Source organism: Vibrio rhizosphaerae, from assembly GCF_024347095.1.
In the GTDB taxonomy this organism is placed as follows: Bacteria; Pseudomonadota; Gammaproteobacteria; order Enterobacterales; family Vibrionaceae; genus Vibrio; species Vibrio rhizosphaerae.
Genome location: NZ_AP024903.1, coordinates 2,677,117 through 2,699,171, shown reverse-complemented (window position 1 = coordinate 2,699,171; position 22,055 = coordinate 2,677,117). Strand labels below are relative to the sequence as shown.

Genomic DNA, 22,055 nt, shown 5'->3' with positions numbered 1-22,055 from the left:
GTGGCGGAGAGGTGGGGAAGGCAACCTCTCTGTCAGATAGGAGGGGGAGACAGAGAGGTCGATCGATAATAATTTAGGCTGAACGCATCAGAGAATCGGCTCTGGCTTCGAGGTTACTGTCACCCATCAGATAGGCATCAATCGCACGGGCACATTCGCGTCCTTCATTGATGCAGCGTACGACCAGTGACTGCCCGGTGCGCATGTCGCCGGCGGCAAAAACCCCGGCCTGATTGGTTTGGTAATCAGTTGTCGCGACATTACCGCGTTCGTCGAGCTGAATATCCAGCTGCGCCAGCACGCCATGCGGTTCAGGATGGAGAAAGCCCATGGCCAGAAATGCCATATCGCACGGCATCACCCGTTCGCTGCCAGCGACTTCCTCATAAGTCGGACGCTCTCCGGCTTTAGCCGGTTGCCAGACAATGTCGGCAACCTTCAGACCCGTGACCTGACCTTGTTCATTGCCAATGAATGCCTTGGTCAGAATATTCCAGTGACGTTCACAGCCTTCTTCATGAGACGTTGAGGTGCGAAGAATCATCGGATATTGCGGCCACGGCATATTGGCGGGGCGTTTTTCCGGGGGCATTGGCATGATTTCGACTTGGGTAATACTGGCTGCCCCGTGACGGTTTGAGGTGCCTACACAGTCTGAACCGGTATCACCACCACCGATGACGACGACATGTTTCCCTTTGGCGTGGATTTCTTCACCTTTCAGATCCATGTCATTGGCACGACGGTTGTTCTGAGCAAGAAACTGCATGGCAAAGTAAACGCCATTCAGTTCGCGGCCCGGAATCGGCAGATCGCGAGGAACGGTTGAGCCGCCGGTCAGGAGCACGACATCGTATTCCTGACGCAATTGCTGCGCATTGATATTCACTCCGATATGAGCATCGACCACAAATTTGATTCCAGCCTGACGCATCAATTCAATTTTGCGGTCAATGATGTCCATTCCCAGTTTAAAGTCCGGGATACCAAAGCGCAGCAAGCCGCCGACTTTTTCGTCCCGTTCATAGACAGTAACCGTATGGCCAGCGCTATTGAGCTGTTCGGCAGCGGATAACCCTGACGGGCCCGAGCCGATAATGGCGATGGTTTTGCCGGTACGGCTACGCGGGGTTTTCGGTTGGGCATACCCTTCGCGATAAGCGGTTTCGACAATCGTCTTCTCAATATTACAGATGGTGATCGGATCCTGATTGATCCCCAATACACAGGCGCTTTCACAAGGTGCCGGGCAGACGCGACCGGTAAATTCCGGGAAATTATTGGTCGAGCTGAGGATCTGCCATGCTTCTTGCCAGCTGTTACGGTAAACCGCATCATTAAATTCAGGAATGATATTGCCGATTGGGCAGCCACTGTGACAGAAGGGCACCCCACAATCCATACAGCGGGAAGCCTGCGTATTAATTTTGGCGCCGAATTCTTCATTGAGCACAAACTCTTTGTTGTGCTGAATTCTGACTTCCGGTGCGACTTTGACGGGCAATTCCCGGCCATGTTCTAAAAATCCAGTTGGTTTTCCCATTACACGGCCTCCGCTTCCGTTGTCTGTACTTGCTCGGCTGCCTGTCGTTTTTGCAGGACAGCTTTGTAATCTCTTGGCATGACTTTCACCAGCGATTGCAGGTTTTGCTCGAAGTTATCCATAAACCGCTGTGCCACTTGACTTCCCGTGAAACGGATATGATTGTTGAGCATCGTTTCCAGCAGTTGGATGTCTTCGCTATCCAGCGGGTCAAGGTCAACCAGTTCTGGGTTGAGTTTGTTATGGAAATCACCGTCTGTATCCCAGACATAAGCGACACCGCCACTCATACCCGCGGCGAAATTGCGCCCGGTTGAACCTAAAACGATGGCAACGCCGCCGGTCATGTATTCACATCCGTGATCGCCAATGCCTTCGACCACCACGCGGGCGCCGGAGTTTCTGACACAGAAACGCTCACCGGCCTTGCCCCGGATGTAAGACTCACCGGAGGTCGCGCCGTAGAAGCAGACGTTGCCGACGACGATATTTTCTTCAGCCACCAGCGAGGCATTGTGATTCGGATAAAGAATCAATGTGCCGCCGGAGAGGCCTTTGCCCCAGTAGTCGTTTGCATCACCTTCGACTTCAAACTGAACCCCTTGATTCAGGAAGGCACCGAAAGACTGACCGGCTGAGCCGGTAAATTTGACATGCATCGGCTGAGGTAAGCCCTGATCGCGGTATACTTTCGAAATCTCATTCGAGAGCATGGTGCCGGTACTCCGGTCGGTATTGCAGATCGGGAACGCCGCCTGAACCGCTTTCCCGTCTTTTAATGCCGGTTGAGCCACCTCAATCAGCTGACGGTCAAGGATATTTTCCAGCGCATGATTCTGGGTCGTCTGACAGAAAATGCCATCACCGCTTCTGGGCGATTCCATATGCAGCAGCGGACTGAGATCCAGATTGCGATACTTCCAGTGCTCGATGTCACTTCTGACTTTCAGTTTATTGGCTTGGCCGACCATTTCATCAATGGTTCTGAATCCGAGTTCCGCCATGATTTCACGCAGTCCCTGCGCCATATAGCGGAAAAATGTCACCACATCTTCGACACGACCATCAAAGCGCTCACGCAGGGTTTTGTTCTGTGTGGCAATGCCGACCGGACACGTATTTTTGTGACACTTACGCATCATGATACAGCCTTCAACCACCAGTGCTGCAGTAGCAACGCCCCATTCTTCTGCACCGAGCAGGGTGGCGATTGCCAGATCCCGCGGGGTTTTCATCTGACCGTCTGCCTGAACGACAATCCGGTTACGTAGTCCGTTTTTGAGCAGCGTCTGGTGCGTTTCAGCCAGACCCAGTTCCCAAGGCAGACCGGTATGACGAATCGATGAAATCGGGGATGCCCCTGTACCACCGTCATAACCGGCAATCAGCACAACATCGGCTTTTGCTTTGGCAACCCCGGAAGCAATCGTGCCGACGCCCGCTTCAGAGACCAGTTTGACGTTAACGCGTCCGGCACGGTTGGCATTTTTCAGGTCGAAAATAAGCTGGGCTAAATCTTCGATTGAGTAAATGTCATGGTGCGGTGGTGGTGAAATCAGACCGACTCCCGGTGTGGAATGGCGGGTTGCGCCGATCCAATCATCGACTTTATCCCCGGGAAGTTGTCCGCCTTCGCCGGGCTTCGCCCCTTGGGCCATTTTGATCTGGAGTTCATCGGCATTGGTCAGATAATAAGCGGTCACCCCGAAGCGACCTGAAGCCACCTGCTTAATGGCAGAGCGCTCCCAGTCACCGTTAGCTTTCTTCTCAAAACGAATGGGATCTTCACCCCCTTCACCCGAGTTGGATTTCGCACCAAGACGGTTCATGGCAACGGCTAATGTCGCGTGTGCTTCATAAGAGATCGAACCAAACGACATGGCTCCGGTAGCAAAGCGTTTCACGATGCTTTCGACCGGTTCAACCTCATCCAGTGCAATCGCACCGGCCGGGTTTTTCACCATTTCGAGCTGGCTGCGAAGCGTGACGGCTTTATCTCCCTGACGATCAACCGCTTCGGCATACGCTTTAAACTGCGCATAGTCTTGATTACGGGTCGAGTGTTGTAACAGGTGAATCGTCTCGGGATTGAACAAGTGTTGTTCACCCCGTTGTTTCCACTGATAAACCCCGCCGACATCTAACACTTGTAGCGGAATCTCTCGTAACGGATAGCCGAGGCGATGACGGATCAGAACTTCTTTGGCGATATCATCCAGTGTCAGCCCCTGAATCCGGGTAACGGTACCGGTAAAGTATTTATCGACCACCGCTTTACTGATTCCCAGCGCTTCAAAGATTTGCGCACCGTGGTAAGACTGGAGGGTTGAAATCCCCATCTTCGAGAAAATTTTCAGCAGTCCGCCGTTGATCCCTTTACGGTAGTTGTCGAACAGCGTGTGGATATCCGCATCCGGATCCAGTTTGTTTTTCTGTTGCAGATCAACAATGGTTTCTGTTACCAGATAAGGGTTGACAGCATTGGCACCATAGCCGAGCAGTGTGGCGAAGTGGTGAGTTTCCCGCGCATCTCCCGTTTCGATGACGATACCGCATTTGGCCCGTAAACCTTTACGGATCAGATGGTGGTGAACTGCACCGACCGCCAGCATTCCCGGAATCGCTGCGTGGTTTGAATTCACCGCACGGTCGGTCAGTAAAATAATGGAATAGCCATCGATCACGGCATCTTCCGCATACTGACAGATTCGTTTCAGGGCGCGTTCCAGTTTGCCCGGTTCGCCACTGGCCTGAAACACAATATCCAGTGTTTTCGCTTGCAGGTGCTCGTTATCAATCGCTCTGAGTTTCTCCAGTTCAGCATTAGAAATCACCGGAGATTCGAGTTCAACTTTACGGCAATGTGCCGGTGACTCGCTCAACAAGTTTTGATCTTTACCCAGATAGGTATTCAGGGACATCACCATCCGTTCGCGAATCGGGTCGATCGGCGGGTTGGTCACCTGAGCAAATAACTGTTTGAAATAGTGAGATAAGTGCTGAGACTGGTGAGACAGCACAGCCAACGGCCAGTCTGCGCCCATTGAACCGAGCGGTTCATAGCCGGTTTGTGCCAGCGTCAGGATAATCTGATTGACTTCTTCATTCGTGATCCCAAATGCCTGCTGGCGGTGGAGCAGCCGTTCCGGTTTCGGTTGGCTGTGTCCGGTTTCTGCTTCAGGCAGTGCTTTCAGACTGAGCAGATTATCCTGAACCCACTGCTCGTATGGCTGGGCATTGGCAATACTCTCTTTGATCTCTTCGTCGGAAATGATTCGGCCTTCTTCGAGATCCGCGACAAAGATTTTGCCGGGCTGGAGACGTCCCCGGTATTGAATATTGTCTGGCGCGATATCGACCACGCCTGATTCTGAGGCCATGATCAGGAAATCATCTTTGGTGACGGTATAGCGGGAAGGACGCAAGCCATTGCGATCCAAGGTTGCACCGACCATGACGCCATCACTGAAACAGACCGATGCCGGGCCGTCCCATGGTTCCATCACATTGGCATGATACTGGTAGAATGCACGACGCTTGGCATCCATTTTTTTATTTTCCTGCCAGGCTTCAGGAATCATCATCATCAGTGCATGAGGCAAGCTACGGCCTGAGAGCACCAGCAGTTCCAGGACCATGTCGAAGTTAGATGAATCGGAACTGTCTTCCTGACAGATCGGTAACAGCATGTCGATTTCAGCTTGGGTAAACCGCTCGGATTCAAGAATGGCTTCGCGGGCTTTCATCCAGTTGAGGTTACCGCGGACGGTATTAATTTCACCGTTGTGGGCAATATAACGGAAAGGCTGAGCCAGACGCCATTTGGGGAATGTATTGGTTGAAAAGCGAGAATGAACCAATGCCAGTGCCGTCACCATGGTTGGATTCTGAAGATCAAGGAAATACTGCGGGACTTGCTCTGTCGTTAACTGTCCTTTGTAAATCAGCGTCTTGTATGACATTGAGTTGATGTAAAAGTCATCGCCGATGTTGGAGACACTTTCCAGACAGACGCGCACGGTATAGTTACGGAGTACGTAGAGTTTGCGTTCCAGCTCTTCAGGGGTGATTCCCGGGCCGCCACTGATGAAGACGTGTTCGAATTGTGGCTCGGTACTGAGTGGATCCGCACCCAACATATGGTTATCGGTGGGGAGTACCCGATAGCCGAGGATTTCTAAATCCAGACGTTTGGCATTGCGTTGCAGAATGTCACGACACTGTTCGCGTTTGTAGTCATCCTTCGGAAATAGCACCACACCGACGCCGTACTGGTCGAATGCGGGGAGCCGAATCCCGAGTTTAACGGTTTCTTCGAGCAGGAACTCATGGGGTTTCTGTAGGAGAATGCCGGCACCATCGCCGCTACATGGATCGCAGCCTTGACCGCCGCGGTGTTCCATTCGGGCCAGCATGTCCAGTGCCTGAGTGACAACCTGATGGGATTTACGGTTTTTCAAATGGGCAACAAAGCCGATACCGCAGGCGTCATGCTCCAGTTCGGGCGTGTATAGCCCTGATGAATTTAACATTGATACATCCTTCCAGTTCAATAAAGACGCACACTGACCGGAGAATGCTTTCTCTCCGGATGATGATGTGTCTGGTCCTTTTTTTATCTTTATTGTCTCAAAGCCGACGGATGACGCCGACCTGAATCCGTTCCGTCTCCCACCGGAAATCGGGTGGGGAAAACAATCCTTGGTGATATGCAGGTCATTCTTTATATGCAGCTAGTGCTTTATTTTGGTGGGTTAGCCTATCACCGAAGTTTTGTCTGTTACATCGTCTCCAAATATGACAAATACGAACAAAACTGAAACTATCCTACATTTTTGTGACATAAAATCCAATAGCAAAACAATGGAATTTTTATGCAGGTTAATCGATTGCGGTCAAGGTAAAAGTTAACTTTTATTTAACATTGAATGGCGGTTTATTTATTGATGTGGGTTAGGGCGTCTCTGGATTGATTATTCTAAAATGAGTGAAATTATCAGGATGTTGTAATTTTATTTCGTGACAGCTTGTTGTTTTTTCTGCGGAATTGCGTGGACGGAGATAACACAATCAATGCGTTTGGCAACGGCGGTCATGGATGCAATTGAATATTGATTTCGAGGCCGGGTTTGAAACAGTTACATGAGCTGGTGAATACATTAGGACAAGATCTGAAACGTCGTTATGGCGAACGGGTCCATAAGTTAACGTTACATGGCGGGTTCAGTTGTCCGAACCGGGATGGCACGATTGGCCGGGGAGGATGTACTTTTTGCAATGTGGCTTCCTTTGTTGATGAGCAGACCCGGCATCAAAGTATTGGTGAACAACTTGCTGCCAGAGCGGGAGAAGTTTCACGTGCCAGAAAGTATCTGGCTTATTTTCAGGCATATACCAGTACCTACGCAGAAGCGGAACGACTCAGACATATGTATGAAGAGGCATTGAGAGCGGCGGATGTGGTGGGATTATGTGTCGGGACTCGTCCGGACTGTGTTGCTCCGGGAGTGCTGACACTGCTCGCCGATTATCACCAGCAAGGCTATGAAATCTGGTTGGAACTGGGATTGCAAACCGCACATCAGCGCACCTTGAAACGGATTAATCGCGGCCATGATTTTGCTTGCTATGATCAGGTTACCAGACAAGCCCGGGCGTTGGGGCTGAAAGTGTGTACCCATTTGATTGTCGGGCTTCCCGGAGAATCGCAGCAGGACAATGTTGCAACGCTTGAGCAGGTTCTGCAGACCGGAACCGATGGGATTAAACTGCACGGGTTACATATTGTGGAAGGCAGTGTGATGGCCAAGTCTTGGCGGGCTGGCAGACTTCAGGCACCAGAGTTATCTGATTATGTGGAAACGGCCAGTGACATGATTCGTCGAACGCCGGCGGATGTGATTTATCACCGGGTTTCCGCATCCGCCCGAAGGCCGACCCTGCTCGCGCCGTTATGGTGTGAAAACCGTTGGCTGGCGATGACCGGGATTGAACGGGCGCTCAACCAAAAAGGGGGACAAGGTTCTTTGACCGACAAAGCGTTTGTTTTTCCTCATGATCAACTGGTTTGATAAAAAAGCACTGAACCGCGGTATCGACGGGCGGTTTTTGAGAAACTTTATATTTTTTCAGTGACACAGTTATATATCTTACTCAAACTTATAGAGTATTTATGAAATTACTTGTTATTCTTATAAGAAGAATTGTTAACAGAAGGTAATAGCGATGTCGCAGTTGACATGGGAGCATTATACTCAGCTGGAAATTGCGCTTGGGATGGGGAGTATGATTGTTGTACTTGCCGGAATTGCCTTATGGATGCTCTACCGCCGAAAAGTTCGCCATTTGCACGATATATTTGTCCATGTGCCATGTGCGTTGTTAATGGTATCGCGGAAAAATCATCAAATTTTGTTTGCCAATGAGCTGGCTCAACATGCGCTACAACTACAGACACATGGTCGTCTTGTGCAGTTCTCGCCTTGGGTCAGTGCATCTCAACGGCAACATTTCTCAGAACTCATCGATAAAAGTTATCAGGAGCACTCTCGCCAGTTCATCGATTGGCCGGTGGGTGAAGAACACTCAGTACAGATTGAGTTTCAGGTCAAAGATACGGTGTTTCAGGGGCAGACGGCCTGGATGGTGCAAATGCTGATTCATCACGAACGGGCTGACATGACTGATGAGCAGCCCATGCATCAAGGTGATGATTTAATGCAACAGCTCTGGGATGCTTCTCCGGATGCCATTGCGGTCATTCAGGAAGATGGTTGCTGTCGTTCTTGTAATTTGTCATTTGCCCACTTGTTGGGACAGCCGGATATGACGGCTGTCATCGGGCAAACACTCACTTGGAAGGTACAAGAGGCGCCTTTTTTTGAACCGATGTTTGCGTTGACCGAACAAGATATCGCTGCCAAACAACCGATTCGCTACATTGACCAGCTAGCCAGAGAGCCAAGACAGTGGTTTGATGTGGTTAAATCGGTTTATCGTTCGCCAGCGACCAATCAAGTGCTGGCACTCTTGATTATCCGCGATATTACCGCGTGGTATTCCGGTGAACCTTCGACACAGCTGATCAATGCTTATCATATTCACTCTTTTGATCAACTGACGGGGATTGTGAGCCGACAGCGTTTCGATGAAACTCTGGAAACGCTATGGCACATTCATATTCGGGAACAACAGCCATTGGCGGTTATCTTATGTGATGTGGATTGTTTTGACAGTTACAACCAGCACTATGGTGATGAGCAAGGAGACGAGACCTTGTGTAGCGTTGCACTGGCTCTGCAACGTGTGATGAGCCGTTCTTCCGATTGTATTGCCCGCTACGACGGTGATCAGTTTGCCTTGATTTTGCCGAATACGCATATGGACGGGGCTTGTTGGGTTGCTGAAAAAATTCATTCCGAATTTAAACAGATTCAGTTACCTCACCCGGTGTCTGATGTCTCGAATCATGTCACGGTGAGTATGGGCATTGTCTCTCTGGTTCCGAAAACCGATGAGTCGTCTGAGCAGTTTGTCGCCTACGCCGAACAGGCGCTGCATCAAGCCAAAATGCAGGGACGTAACCGCACATGTGTTTATTATGAATCTTTGGGCAGGCGATGATGAATGGCCTGCACGCCGTTTGGACTGCCTTGTTCCGAACTTGTTCTTCCTGCCGAATTTAGCGCGATATCGTTGTCTGGAGCGTTTTAATGAAACCGATGAAAAATCTGGCCCAGTATTATGTAGATCTATTGGTGAAGCTGGGGATTCTCCGTTTTTCAATTCTTTTAGCCTTGGCGCTGGTGGCGTTGGCGGTGGTTGTTCAGGTTGGAATTACCCTCGCATTGCATGGCTATGTGGATAATATCGATATTATCCGTTCGGTATTTTTTGGCTTAATTATTACCCCCTGGGCTGTTTATTTTCTTTCTGTCGTCGTTGATCAGCTGGAAGAGTCGAGACAACGGCTGTCGAAGCTGGTCGCAAAATTAAAAGATATGCGCTCGCGCGATCAAGAACTGAATTACCAGTTACAACAGAATATCGTCAAACTCAATCAGGAAATTGAAGAGCGGATTAAGGCCGAAGAAGCTCGGGAAGAAGCGATGGCTGATCTGGAAAATGAGGTCTATCAGCGGGAAAAGACCCAGTTAGAATTAGCTGAGCGAACTGCATTGTTGCGATCCTTTATCGATGCTTCACCGGATTTGATCTACTACCGTAATGCCGAAGGCGTTTTTTCTGGCTGTAACCGCGCTATGGAAGAATTGACTGGTAAGAAAGAAAGGGAACTGGTTGGTCTGACGCCGTGGGATGTTTACAGTGAAGAAATTGCCCAGCCGATTGTGGAAACGGATCAGCAATTATTTTCCCAAAACCGAGCCATTACTTATGAGCAGTGGTTAGAGTATCCCGATGGCCGTAAGAACTATTTTGAAATCAGGAAAGTCCCTTTTTATAGTAAAGAGGGGCGTCATTTGGGCTTGGTTGGATTTGGCCGGGATATCACCGAGCGTAAGCGTCATGAAGAGTCACTCGAAAAAGCCAGTCGCGACAAAACGACCTTTATTGCCACAATTAGTCATGAGCTGAGAACCCCGCTGAATGGCATTGTGGGCTTGAGTCGTATGTTATTGGATACGACCATGACTCAGGAGCAGCGCAAATATCTGCAGACCATTCACGTCAGTGCGGTCACATTAGGTAATATTTTCAACGATATTATCGATATGGATAAATTTGATCAGCGCAAGCTTGAGTTATTCCCCCAACCGCTGAATCTGGGCGAGTTTGTTACCGAAATTGAGAACCTAGCCGCGTTAATGGCTGAACAGAAAGGGTTGCGCTTTGATCTGGAGAGACTGACCGAACTGTCATATGTGGTGATGGTCGATGGCACCCGATTGCGGCAGGTGTTGTGGAATTTGATCAGTAATGCGATGAAATTTACCCGCGAAGGCGGCATTGTGATGACGGTCAGTGCCGAGATCGAGACCGATGGTGCGCACATTGTCATGGATATTGAAGATACGGGCATCGGGATTGCTGAAAGCGAGTTGGATAAAATTTTTGCGATGTATTATCAGGTCAAATCGGGCAAAGATAATCTTCATGCGGTCGGAACCGGGATTGGTCTGGCTGTATCACGACAACTGATGAATCTGATGGACGGGGACATAACCGTCAGTAGTGAAGAAGGGTTTGGCAGTACCTTTACGATTTCACTCCATGTACCGTTGGCTGATGAGACACTGTTGACACCGCTCTCTCCTGTGACTGAGAAAAAACTCAACATCTTTATGGTGGAAGATATTGAATTGAATGTAACGGTTGCTAAATCGCTGCTGGAAAGTCTGGGACATTCGATTACGGTGGCGATGAGTGGTGAAGAAGCGAAACAACGGTTTGTCCCGGATCGCTATGATTTGGTTTTGCTGGATATTCAGTTACCGGATATGACGGGGTTTGATGTCGCGCAGTTCTATCGGACTCGGTATGGGCAGGATTATCAGTTGCCGCCGTTAGTCGCTTTAACCGCCAATGTGCTGAAAGATAAGCGAGAATATCTGGACAAAGGAATGGATGATGCGATCAGTAAGCCGCTTTCAGTGGCTGCGGTCCAAAATGTTATTCAGCGTTATTGCGGTGCGGCATCTGATACTGATATGCAGATCGCACGCCTCGACAATGAAGGGGGGAGTGACTCGGCTCATCTTCATCCCGAAGCCGATAAGAAAAAGGATCCCTATAGCCGTATTTTGGATTTGGAGATGTTAAGCGCGTATGTCGATATAGTCGGCAAACAGCCGGTTCTGGACAGTATCACCATGTTCGAATCGATGATGCCGGATTATCTGGAAATTCTGGATTCGAATATGGTCGCCAAAGATCAAAATGGGATTGTTTCTGAAGCGCATAAAATCAAAGGTGCGGCCGGTTCTATCGGTCTGGCCCGGATTCAGGCCGTGGCACAAAAAGCTCAATCACCACAAGCACCGGCGTGGTGGGAAAATATTACCGATTGGGTTGAAGAAATAAAGACTGAATATATGCAGGATATTCAACTGTTGCGACAATGGCTCAGTGATAAATAACCAATCAAAAAAGCCTCCGTAAAGGAGGCTTTTTTATCTATATGAGATGAAATGATTATTCTTCAATTTCACCACAGAAGCGATAACCTTCACCATGGATAGTCGCAATGATCTCAGGTGTTCCCGGAATGGATTCAAAATGTTTCCGAATCCTGCGGATTGTGACATCAACCGTCCGATCATGGGGTTTGAGTTCGCGTCCGGTCATTTTTTTCAGCAGATCGGCACGTGTCTGAATTTTGCCCGGATTTTCACAGAAGTGAAGCAGAGCTCTAAACTCAGAACGAGGCAACTTATAGCTTTCACCATCCGGATTGATCAGCGAACGGCTATTGATATCTAATTCCCAACCATTGAAGACATAGCGCTCAACTGAGCGTTTTTCCTCATGGATGGTATTTGAACTCATGGAACGGCTCAGGAGGTTACGAGCTCGAATCGTGAGTTCTCTCGGGTTAAATGGCTTGGTAATGTAGTCGTCGGCACCGATTTCCAGGCCAAGAATTTTATCGACTTCATTATCACGACCGGTCAGGAACATCAGCGCAACGTCAGCTTGTTCTCTTAGCTCCCGTGCGAGGAGTAGTCCATTTTTGCCGGGTAAATTAATGTCCATAATCACCAGATTAACGGATTTATCTGAGAGGATATGGTTCATTTCTTCGCCATTACTAGCTTCGTATACAGCGTATCCCTCTGCTTCGAAAATACTCTTAAGAGTGTTACGAGTTACTTGCTCGTCTTCTACGATAAGAATCTGCGGGGTTTGCATCGGCGGTACCTAATTTTATGAAAAATTTGTACTAAATATAGAACTTATTATTGGTAATATATAACACACCAGTAATGATATGTTGATAAAAAATCAAAGTATTCACAGAGAATACAACATGCTCATGTCCCGCCATCCGTGGATGTGTTCTGCAAGGCGCTCCGTAACCTTGTCTGATTTTCTGTTTGTTGCGATGGATTTTATATTGTTAACAGCATGGTAACAACGATAGATTGTTAATACCCAACAGTTTGTTGATTTATGTCAATAGACATAAACGCCGCAAGCATAGGCATCTTTATAGGGTTGATATTATGGGAAAATATCAGATTGATAATCAATTGTGGCAAGCTTATGCATCAACGCATTTTCTGTTTTCTCAACCGTTACCGGGCCCTGAGTTTTCTATCATCACGGCATGGAACCCGCACAGTCGGCGATTGTCTTATCAGGAGAATTGTGTAAACAATGAACAGCTTTGTCTGCAATTCACTGATTACCCGTGGACCCCTGTCTTAGCGGGCGATGCCGCCTTTGAGTGGGTCGAAGAAAGTTTTGCAGTTGCAATTTGTCTTGAATTAGCTTTGAATTTAGGCCGAAAGTTTGAGCAGAATGCAATATTTTATGTCCAGAACGAGACGGTTTGCTTGCATTCCTGTGTCGATGCCAGATGGGATGAATTAGGCGTATTGTCCGAAAGAATTTATATGCCGGATGACTGAAAATCTGCCTCGTTATGATGGCTGAGATTGACCTGTGGCCCCAGTATGACGAGTCGGATAGTGATCCGTATCTAGCCAAATTTAGAATGAGATATCATGGAGGAATGATGAGAGATATAACACCAGATCTTTGCGACAAGTACGAGTCACAAGTGACTTTGCTTGACCTACCTTTGCAGAACTTTGGGCAGAGAGATTCTTTTTGGGGAGAAATTGTTACGGTTCGTTGTTATCACGATAACTCGAAAGTGCGAGATCTACTGCAGCAAGACGGTAAGGGAAAAGTGTTAGTTGTGGATGGACACGGCTCATGTCAAAAGGCACTCATGGGAGACATGATGGCATTTGAAGCGGTAAAAAATGGCTGGGAAGGGGTTATTATCTATGGTGCCGTCCGGGATGCCGTGGCCTTGTCAGAGTTGGACCTTGGTGTGAAAGCTTTAGGTGTCTGCCCATTTAAAACGGAGAGGAAAGGGGCGGGTCAGGTTAATGTAACACTCTCGATCATGAACCAGATGATTCAACCCGGTGACTATATTTACGCTGACTGGAATGGGATTTTGCTTTCTGAGCAATTATTAGAAGTAAACTAGTTCACTGATGGTTTCGTGTGGAAGTATTCAGAGAAAGTTATAAAGAATCTTATTTTGAACGTATTTTCTTTCGAACGGGCAAAAAAATATAATTTTTGATTGACTCTTCCCCTCATAATAAGGTACACGTAGGAAAACGTTATCTTATTGAGTCGAAGTTTAAATGACATTCAGCCAACTTGTAGTAATGATTAGCACCACCACCACCATTATTATTACCGACACCACCAATGTTGGGGCAGGCTGCTGAGCAAAAAAACTTCAAAAAAAGGCCTGTATCCCCACAAGATACAGGCCTTTTTTTATACTATTTAATCACACTGGAGGAAGGGATGCGTGTATTAAAGTTTGGTGGGTCATCTTTGGCTGATGCCGACCGTTTTCTTAGAGCTGCACAGATTATCGCCAACAATGCCCAACAAGAAGATATTTCTGTCGTGCTTTCAGCGCCGGGGAAAACAACCAACAAGTTAGTTGCAGTCATTGAATCTGCACAAACTATCGGAGAAGCCGGATTACAGATCAATGAGTTGGAATCCTCTTTTCACAATTTGTACCAAGACATTCAATCTGAATTACCCAATATCAAGGGAGAGGCATTTGACGAAGCGGTTGAACAGTCGATGTCTCAGCTGAGAAGTTATGTTCACGGGATCGGACTGTTAGGTGCCTGCCCGGACCATGTCAATGCACGGATTATCAGTAAAGGTGAACGCATCTCAATCCAATTGATGAAAGCGGTTCTCGAAGCAAAAGGTCACCATGTCAGTCTGATTGACCCGGTTAAATATTTACGCGCCAATGGTAGTTACTTGGAAGCGATGGTGGATGTCGATGCCTCTACTGAAAACTTTAAACAATCGCCACTGCCTCAAAATCATGTACATATCATGCCCGGTTTTACTGCGGGTAATCCGAAAGGTGAACTGGTCTGTTTAGGGCGAAATGGTTCGGATTATTCTGCCGCTGTGTTAGCCGCTTGTCTGCGGGCTGAATGTTGTGAGATCTGGACCGATGTGGACGGCGTTTATAACTGCGATCCGCGCTTAGTCAACGATGCCCGATTACTCAAATCTCTGAGTTATCAAGAAGCAATGGAACTCTCTTATTTCGGTGCCTCCGTATTACATCCCAAAACAATTGCTCCGATTGCCCGCTTCCAGATTCCCTGCCTGATAAAAAATAGTTTCAACCCTCAGGGTGCCGGTACGCTCATTGGTCAGGATACGGGCGAAGATAAACTGTCAATCAAAGGCATTACTACCCTCAACGACTTAACGATGGTCAACGTCTCTGGCCCGGGTATGAAGGGAATGGTCGGGATGGCCAGTCGTGTCTTTGGTTCCATGTCTGCCGCAGGTGTCTCTATTGTTTTGATTACCCAGTCTTCATCTGAATACTCGATCAGTTTTTGTATCGAATCTCAGGATAAAGATAAGGCCAAACGTGCTTTGTCTGAAGCGTTTGAGTTAGAACTCAAAGATGGTTTGTTAGAGCCTGTCGATTTCATGGATGATCTGGCGATTGTGACGCTGGTGGGTGATGGGATGAGAACCGCGCGTGGTATTGCATCGCAATTTTTCTCATCTCTGGCTGAAGTTCACGTCAATATTGTGGCCATTGCGCAGGGGTCTTCGGAACGAGCCATTTCAGCCGTGATTCCGGAAGATAAGATTTCTGAAGCGATCAAAGCGTGTCATGAGAATTTGTTCAACTCCAAACATTATTTGGATGTCTTTGTCGTCGGTGTCGGCGGTGTCGGCGGTGAATTGATTGATCAAATTAATCGCCAGCAAGAAAAGTTAGCATCGAAGGATATTGTGATCCGAGTCTGTGGTCTTGCCAATAGTAAAGGTTGTTTGCTGGATGCTGAAGGACTGCCTCTCGATAACTGGCGTCAGCGTTTACAAGAAGGTGCGACTGAGTCATTCAGCCTTGCCCGGTTAATCGCTTTAGTGCAGCGGAATCATATTATTAATCCGGTGTTGGTTGACTGTACTTCCAGTGAAACAATTGCGAATCAATACGTGGACTTCCTCAGTGCCGGTTTCCATGTTGTCACACCCAATAAGCGAGCGAACACCGCGAGCATGGCCTACTATCAGCAACTACGTCAAGTATCGAGAAACTCGCGTCGTAAACTGATGTATGAGACAACGGTTGGTGCCGGTCTGCCCGTGATTGAAAATCTTCAGAATCTGATTGCTGCCGGAGATGAACTGGAGCGCTTCAATGGGATTTTATCGGGCTCGCTTTCATTTATTTTCGGTAAACTGGACGAAGGGCTGACGCTCAGTCAGGCTACGCAAGTGGCGAAAGATAAAGGCTTTACCGAGCCGGATCCGAGAGATGATCTGTCAGGCATGGATGTCGCTCGTAAGTTGTTGATTTTAGCTCGTGAAGCTGGGATGAAGCTTGAATTGAGTGATATCGAAATTGAGCAGGCACTGCCGCCGGGGTTTGATGCTTCAGGGAGTGTTGATGAATTTATGGCACGTTTGCCTTCGGCAGATGATTATTTTGCATCACTTTATGCAAAAGCGGCCGATGAAGGTAAAGTATTACGCTATGTCGGCGAAATTGCGGATGGACGCTGCCGTGTGCGTATTGCACAGATCAGTGAAGACAATCCAATGTTTAAAATCAAAGATGGCGAGAATGCGTTGGCATTTTATAGCCGTTATTATCAACCGATTCCTCTGGTGCTGAGAGGATACGGCGCAGGTACAGAAGTGACGGCCGCAGGTGTCTTTGCTGATGTGATGCGGACACTCGGTTGGAAATTAGGGGTTTAATTTATGAGCACACAACAAGAAAGTGTGGTGATTTATGCACCGGCTTCGATTGGCAATGTCAGTGTCGGATTTGATGTCTTGGGAGCGGCGGTGTCTCCTGTTGACGGAACATTGCTTGGTGACCGGGTAGAAGTAAAAAGCAGTGAATCTCCTTTTTCTCTCAAAGCTGTCGGACGCTTCGTTGATAAACTGCCAAGCAACCCACAAGAAAACATCGTTTACGATTGCTGGCAGGTGTTTGGCCGGGAGCTGAAAAAGAAAGCGGTTGATTTAAAGCCGCTGGCAATGACGCTCGAGAAAAACATGCCGATCGGTTCAGGGTTAGGGTCGAGCGCTTGTTCAATTGTTGCAGCGTTGGACGCTTTGAATCAGTTTCATGGCAACCCATTAAATGAGATGGAACTTCTGGCTCTGATGGGCGAGATGGAAGGACAGATCTCCGGTGGTGTGCATTATGATAACGTGGCACCGTGCTATCTTGGCGGTGTACAGCTGATGGTAGAGGAGCTGGGGATTATCAGTCAGGAAGTCCCTTGTTTTGATGACTGGTTCTGGGTGATGGCCTACCCGGGGATAAAAGTCTCAACAGCAGAAGCGCGGGCAATCTTACCGGCTCAGTATCGGCGTCAGGATATCATTGCACATGGTCGGCATCTGGCCGGATTTATCCATGCCTGCCACTCCAATCAGCCGCTGTTGGCTGCAAAAATGATTAAAGATGTCATTGCCGAACCGTATCGGGAAAAACTCTTGCCCGGTTTTGCCGCAGCCCGCGAATACGCGACCGGAGCCGGCGCTTTAGCGACGGGGATTTCCGGGAGTGGCCCGACGTTGTTTAGCATTTGCCAGGCGCATGATGTCGCAGAGCGTGTTGCGCACTGGCTCGAACAGAATTATGTACAGAACGAAAATGGATTCGTCCACATTTGCCGCCTGAATAAGCAAGGCTCCAAACAGACAGGAAGTAAGCTATGAAGCTTTATAATATTAAAGAGAACGATGAACAGGTTTCTTTTGGTCAGGCCGTCCGTCAGGGGCTTGGTCGTAATCAAGGACTATTTTTTCCATCAGAACTCCCTCGTTTTGATGATATTGATGGATTACTGGCTGAAGACTTTATCTCCCGTAGCGCAAAAATTTTGTCTGCGTTGATCGGTGATGAACTGTCTCCTGAAGCGGTGAAAGCTTTGGTTGAGAATGCATTTCAGTTTCCGGCTCCGATTCAGAAGGTGAAAGATCAGGTCTATGCTCTGGAGTTGTTCCACGGCCCGACACTGGCGTTTAAAGATTTTGGTGGCCGTTTCATGGCTCAGTCTTTGGCGGCCGTATCTGATGGTGGAAAAATCACGATTCTGACGGCAACCTCCGGGGACACTGGTGCCGCTGTCGCCCATGCGTTCTATGGTATGGAGAATATTCAGGTTGTGATCTTATATCCGAAAGGCAAGATCAGTCCATTGCAAGAGAAGCTGTTCTGTACACTGGGTAAAAACATTCATACGGTTGCCATTGACAGTGATTTCGATGCATGTCAGGCGTTAGTGAAAAAAGCCTTTGATGATCAGGCGTTACGGGATGAGGTGGGGCTTAACTCCGCAAACTCAATTAATATTAGCCGTCTGATGGCACAGATCTGTTACTACTTTGAAGCGGTGGCCCAGATGACCAAAGCTGAACGCGAAAATCTGGTGGTTTCCGTGCCGAGTGGTAATTTTGGTAATCTAACTGCCGGGATGTTAGCTAAAGCCTTAGGTTTACCCATTAAGCGCTTTATTGCAGCCACCAATGTGAATGATACGGTGCCACGATATTTGGAAACAGGTAAATGGGAACCGAAAGCGACGATTGCGACGACATCGAATGCCATGGATGTTAGTCAGCCAAACAACTGGCCAAGAATCGAAGAGTTATGCCGTATTCAGGGATGGGGCCTAGAAACACTCGGTAAAGGTGCTGTGACCGATGAACAAAGTGCAGCGTCGGTTCGTGAGCTTTATGATTTGGGATATCTGTGTGAGCCACATGGTGCCATTGCTTACCGAACGTTAGACCAACAACTTCAACCGGGAGAGACCGGGCTATTCCTCTGTACCGCGCATCCAGCGAAATTTAAAGAAGTTGTCGATGACATTCTGGAGACAGATATTCCGCTGCCGGGACCATTGGCAAAACATGCTCAAATGACGTTACTTTCTGAAGAGATGGATGATAATTTTGAAGCACTGAAGTCAATTTTACACCGGGTTCAGTCATAAATATCATGACATGAAAAAACGGCACCGAAAGGTGCCGTTTTTGATCGTCTGCCGGAGAATCCAAGCGTATTACGATTTAATTTACGCTAGATTATAGAGATTCAGTAAAAGTACGGGCAATCACATCACGTTGCTGTTCTGGTGTGAGTGAATTGAATCGTACGGCATAACCAGAGACACGAATCGTTAACTGCGGATATTTTTCTGGATGTGCTACAGCATCTTCCAGAGTCTCACGACGGAGAACATTGACATTCAGGTGCTGACCACCTTCAATGCGTGGTGCTTTCTCAATCGCAAGTTCACGAGATTCATACTCACCCAGATCGCTGGCCGGAATCACTTGATCGAATTGATATCCTGCAGTCGCTGCCATGCAGCGTGCTTCATTTTTCTCTTGGTCAAGTAACCAGATAGAATTGACCAGATTGTCATTCACGGCTTTTGTAATTTGGATACCTTGAAGCATTGCTTTCTCCTCATCCACTGACGTGGCGTTGGTTGGTGTAACTTTCAAAAATAAGCGAGCTTAGTATTATATAGCAAATAACCATTTTTATTGTATTGATTTAGGTCAAAAAATAACAACTAAATTGGGTTTGAATTGGTTGTTTTTATTGATTTCTGTCAATAACATATTAAAAAATATGGATTTAAATTTTTTTTAATATTTAAAATATATTTTAAATTAATTAATGTTGTAAATTTACTACATTAGTTGATTCTCTGAAATGAATAGCGTTGTTCAACGATTGATGTGAGGCGATTCAATGCGAGATCAAAAATTTATCGGTGCTCATGTGTCTGCTGCGGGTGGCGTTGAAAATGCGCCGCTTCGGGCACATGAAATTGGTGCAAACAGTTTTGCACTTTTTACTAAAAATCAGCGGCAGTGGCAGGCGAAACCGTTGTTGCAAAGTTCCATTGATGCTTTTCAGTCGAACTGCAGGAGATATGGATTTGAGCCACAACATATTCTGCCGCATGATTCCTATTTGATTAATTTAGGCGCACCGGATCCGGAAAAGCTGGAGAAGTCACGTGCTGCTTTTATTGATGAAATGGAGCGGTGCCAATTGCTCGGACTGCGTTTACTCAATTTTCATCCTGGCAGTCATCTGAATCAGATTCGTGAAGACGCTTGTCTGGAAACGATTGCTGCCTCGATTAATTTCGCGCATCAACAGGTACCTGATGTGATTGCGGTTATTGAGAATACCGCAGGACAGGGGAGTAATCTTGGCTGGCGATTTGAACACTTGGCCCGAATTATCGAATTAGTTGAGGATCAGGAACGAGTCGGTGTGTGCCTGGATACTTGCCACTTATTTGCCGCAGGGTACGATCTGAGAACGAAAAGTGCTTGCCAGCAAACATTTGCTGAGTTTGATCAATGTGTTGGGATGCACTACCTCAGGGCAATGCATCTGAATGATTCAAAAATTGATCTGGGGGGACGGGTTGATCGGCATCATTCATTAGGGGAAGGGATGATTGGTTGGGCCTGCTTTGAATATATTGCCAGAGATTCGCGTTTTAATGATATTCCTTTGATTTTAGAGACAATTAAGCCAGAGTTGTGGCCGCAAGAAATTCAGACGTTACGCGATTATGCTGCAGCCGTTGATTCAGAAATGACTTCCGCATAACTTGGCATATTTTTTTCATGGGATATGAGGTGTTTTATTTTCAGACATTGTGTCTTTGGAGGCTGTTATGTCATACGCGACCCATTCTGTATCCCGTCCATCCTCTTCTTTACCGGCACCGAACCGTCATGTCTCGGGTCCTGGCGGACGTCATCGCGGTGCACCGCCGCGAGGACGATAAAACGAGTGGCATGAGAAGCAAAGTTCGTTACAGGTAAATGAGATTTTTGCTGGTGCAACTTGATTCTGTTTATGAGTAGAATAGAACCATTCCCGACACGACTTTAGGATGGTTCATGACAAACTCACTGACTTGGCACGATGTAATCGGTGCGGAAAAACAACAGCCGTATTTTCAAGAAACGCTTGCTTATGTAGAACAAGAGCGTCGACAGGGAAAAGTGGTATATCCGCCTGCGAAAGATGTGTTTAACGCGTTTCGCTATACAGAATTCAATGAAGTGAAAGTGGTCATCCTCGGACAAGATCCATATCACGGGCCGAATCAGGCTCACGGGCTCTGTTTTTCTGTGTTGCCGGGAGTAAAAACACCGCCTTCTTTAGTCAACATGTATAAAGAGCTCGCGCAAGATATCCCCGGTTTTTCGATCCCCGGGCATGGGTATCTGAAAAGTTGGGCGGAACAAGGTGTATTCCTGCTCAATACGGTTTTAACCGTAGAACAAGGCAAAGCCCATTCTCATGCCGGGACGGGCTGGGAAACATTTACAGACAAAGTCATTGCAGAAATTAACCAGCATCGGCAAAACGTTGTCTTTCTCCTGTGGGGATCCCATGCGCAGAAAAAGGGGCACTTTATTGATCGTCACAAGCATTATGTTTTGACTGCGCCTCATCCCTCGCCTTTATCGGCACACCGTGGCTTTTTTGGCTGTAAACATTTTTCTAAAGCAAATCAGTATCTTCAAGAGCATGGTGAGGCACCTGTCAACTGGCAGCCCGTTCTGGACTAAATCACTGCAACGAGAAATTGTATTTTTTACGACCAGAATCAAATCAGCTTCCCGATAAGTTATATACAATTTGTTTATCACATTATGAACCGGAGAGGCGACATGATGATAGAACGGATTCGTCGGGAACATGGCTACATGACCCGTTTATTAGCCATCCTTAAACGGAAGTTGCAAAGACTTCAGCATGAGCAGACGGTCAATTATTCGCTGATCAAAGAGATTGTTGATTATTTAAGTTCACATTCTGAAGTCGCGCACCATCCAAAAGAGGATTTAATCTACCAGTACTATATGGAGAAGTACGGGGAAAGGGAGTATATCGCTGATCTGGAAGCTGACCATCGCAATTTGTCGGAAAAAACGCATGAGTTTCTTGGTGTGATTGATATGATTTTGCAGGACGTTATTGTTCCTCAGGATGTGTTTATCAATCAGTTGTCTGATTTCATTGTCGAACAAAAACGCCATTTGGATTTGGAAGAAAAAGACATCTTGCCGCTAATCAAACAAACCTTTACGGTTGAAGATTGGCAGTATGTTGAAGGGCAATGGACGCAAAACGAAGATGACCCCGTTTTCGGTGAGACCATTGCGGACCGATATAAACAGCTTGCTCAGCTCGTAAGAGAAGAGACGCTGGAAGGACGGTAAC

General features: G+C 47.5%; 15 protein-coding genes and 1 other annotated feature. Of the genes, 11 read left to right on the top strand and 4 right to left on the bottom strand.

Translation table 11 applies throughout. The features are described 5' to 3' along the window. Positions 1–73: 73 nt before the first annotated feature. Both OCV37_RS11730 and gltB read right to left on the bottom strand, forming a co-directional pair. Complete coding sequence (locus OCV37_RS11730) at positions 74–1,543, bottom strand: glutamate synthase subunit beta (RefSeq protein WP_038183289.1); 1,470 nt, start codon at positions 1,541–1,543, stop codon at positions 74–76. Next, the gene (gene gltB, locus OCV37_RS11725; protein ID WP_038183291.1) at positions 1,543–6,075 is read right to left on the bottom strand and encodes a glutamate synthase large subunit; all 4,533 of its coding nucleotides are present in this window, start codon (positions 6,073–6,075) and stop codon (positions 1,543–1,545) included. Before gltB ends, OCV37_RS11730 begins: the two co-directional genes overlap by 1 nt. 597 nt (positions 6,076–6,672) lie before the next feature. On the opposite strand from gltB, the gene OCV37_RS11720 reads away from it, so the two are divergent. The 3 genes from OCV37_RS11720 to arcB all read left to right on the top strand — a co-directional run bounded on the left by OCV37_RS11720 (position 6,673) and on the right by arcB (position 11,640). Further along, a complete protein-coding gene (locus OCV37_RS11720; protein WP_038183293.1) occupies positions 6,673–7,614 on the top strand; it encodes a TIGR01212 family radical SAM protein in 942 nt (313 codons plus the stop codon). A 154-nt stretch (positions 7,615–7,768) separates the two neighbouring features. Then, positions 7,769–9,166, top strand: a complete 1,398-nt coding sequence (locus tag OCV37_RS11715) for a GGDEF domain-containing protein (protein ID WP_051680690.1) — start codon at positions 7,769–7,771, stop codon at positions 9,164–9,166. 89 nt (positions 9,167–9,255) lie between these two features. Continuing rightward, on the top strand, positions 9,256–11,640 hold the full coding sequence (gene arcB, locus OCV37_RS11710) for an aerobic respiration two-component sensor histidine kinase ArcB (protein ID WP_038183295.1): 2,385 nt from the start codon (positions 9,256–9,258) through the stop codon (positions 11,638–11,640). 55 nt (positions 11,641–11,695) lie between these two features. Here arcB and arcA read toward each other — a convergent pair whose 3' ends face one another. Further along, the gene (gene arcA, locus OCV37_RS11705; RefSeq protein ID WP_038183297.1) at positions 11,696–12,412 is read right to left on the bottom strand and encodes a two-component system response regulator ArcA; all 717 of its coding nucleotides are present in this window, start codon (positions 12,410–12,412) and stop codon (positions 11,696–11,698) included. Between the two features lie 314 nt (positions 12,413–12,726). Here arcA and OCV37_RS11700 point away from each other — a divergent pair, with 314 nt between their 5' ends. From OCV37_RS11700 to thrC, 5 genes are all read left to right on the top strand, one after another. Continuing rightward, positions 12,727–13,134 (top strand): DUF3293 domain-containing protein, encoded by a 408-nt coding sequence (locus OCV37_RS11700; RefSeq protein WP_038183299.1) that lies wholly within the window; start codon positions 12,727–12,729, stop codon positions 13,132–13,134. 107 nt (positions 13,135–13,241) lie between these two features. Further along, the gene (locus tag OCV37_RS11695) at positions 13,242–13,727 is read left to right on the top strand and encodes a putative 4-hydroxy-4-methyl-2-oxoglutarate aldolase (protein ID WP_038183893.1); all 486 of its coding nucleotides are present in this window, start codon (positions 13,242–13,244) and stop codon (positions 13,725–13,727) included. A gap of 185 nt (positions 13,728–13,912) precedes the next feature. Continuing rightward, positions 13,913–14,032: a sequence feature (Thr leader region), on the top strand. 27 nt (positions 14,033–14,059) lie between these two features. Beyond that, positions 14,060–16,522: a bifunctional aspartate kinase/homoserine dehydrogenase I gene (gene thrA / locus OCV37_RS11690; protein WP_038183301.1), complete on the top strand. Its 2,463-nt coding sequence runs from the start codon at positions 14,060–14,062 to the stop codon at positions 16,520–16,522. Between the two features lie 3 nt (positions 16,523–16,525). Then, the gene (thrB, locus tag OCV37_RS11685) at positions 16,526–17,497 is read left to right on the top strand and encodes a homoserine kinase (protein WP_038183303.1); all 972 of its coding nucleotides are present in this window, start codon (positions 16,526–16,528) and stop codon (positions 17,495–17,497) included. Next, positions 17,494–18,777 carry a threonine synthase gene (gene thrC, locus OCV37_RS11680; RefSeq protein WP_038183304.1) on the top strand — a complete coding sequence of 428 codons (1,284 nt, stop codon included), beginning with the start codon at positions 17,494–17,496 and terminating at the stop codon, positions 18,775–18,777. The genes thrB and thrC overlap by 4 nt, the downstream gene beginning before the upstream one ends. A 91-nt stretch (positions 18,778–18,868) precedes the next feature. On the opposite strand, the gene grcA is transcribed toward thrC, so the two are convergent. Beyond that, complete coding sequence (grcA, locus tag OCV37_RS11675) at positions 18,869–19,246, bottom strand: autonomous glycyl radical cofactor GrcA (RefSeq protein WP_038183306.1); 378 nt, start codon at positions 19,244–19,246, stop codon at positions 18,869–18,871. A 301-nt stretch (positions 19,247–19,547) separates the two neighbouring features. On the opposite strand from grcA, the gene nfo reads away from it, so the two are divergent. The 3 genes from nfo (at position 19,548) to OCV37_RS11660 (ending at position 22,054) form a co-directional block, all read left to right on the top strand. Beyond that, the gene (gene nfo, locus OCV37_RS11670; protein ID WP_038183308.1) at positions 19,548–20,426 is read left to right on the top strand and encodes a deoxyribonuclease IV; all 879 of its coding nucleotides are present in this window, start codon (positions 19,548–19,550) and stop codon (positions 20,424–20,426) included. 296 nt (positions 20,427–20,722) lie between these two features. After that, positions 20,723–21,400, top strand: a complete 678-nt coding sequence (gene ung / locus OCV37_RS11665; RefSeq protein WP_038183311.1) for a uracil-DNA glycosylase — start codon at positions 20,723–20,725, stop codon at positions 21,398–21,400. Positions 21,401–21,502: 102 nt separating this feature from the next. Further along, positions 21,503–22,054, top strand: coding sequence for a hemerythrin domain-containing protein (locus OCV37_RS11660; RefSeq protein ID WP_038183313.1), 552 nt, complete (start codon positions 21,503–21,505; stop codon positions 22,052–22,054). Position 22,055 lies beyond the last annotated feature (1 nt).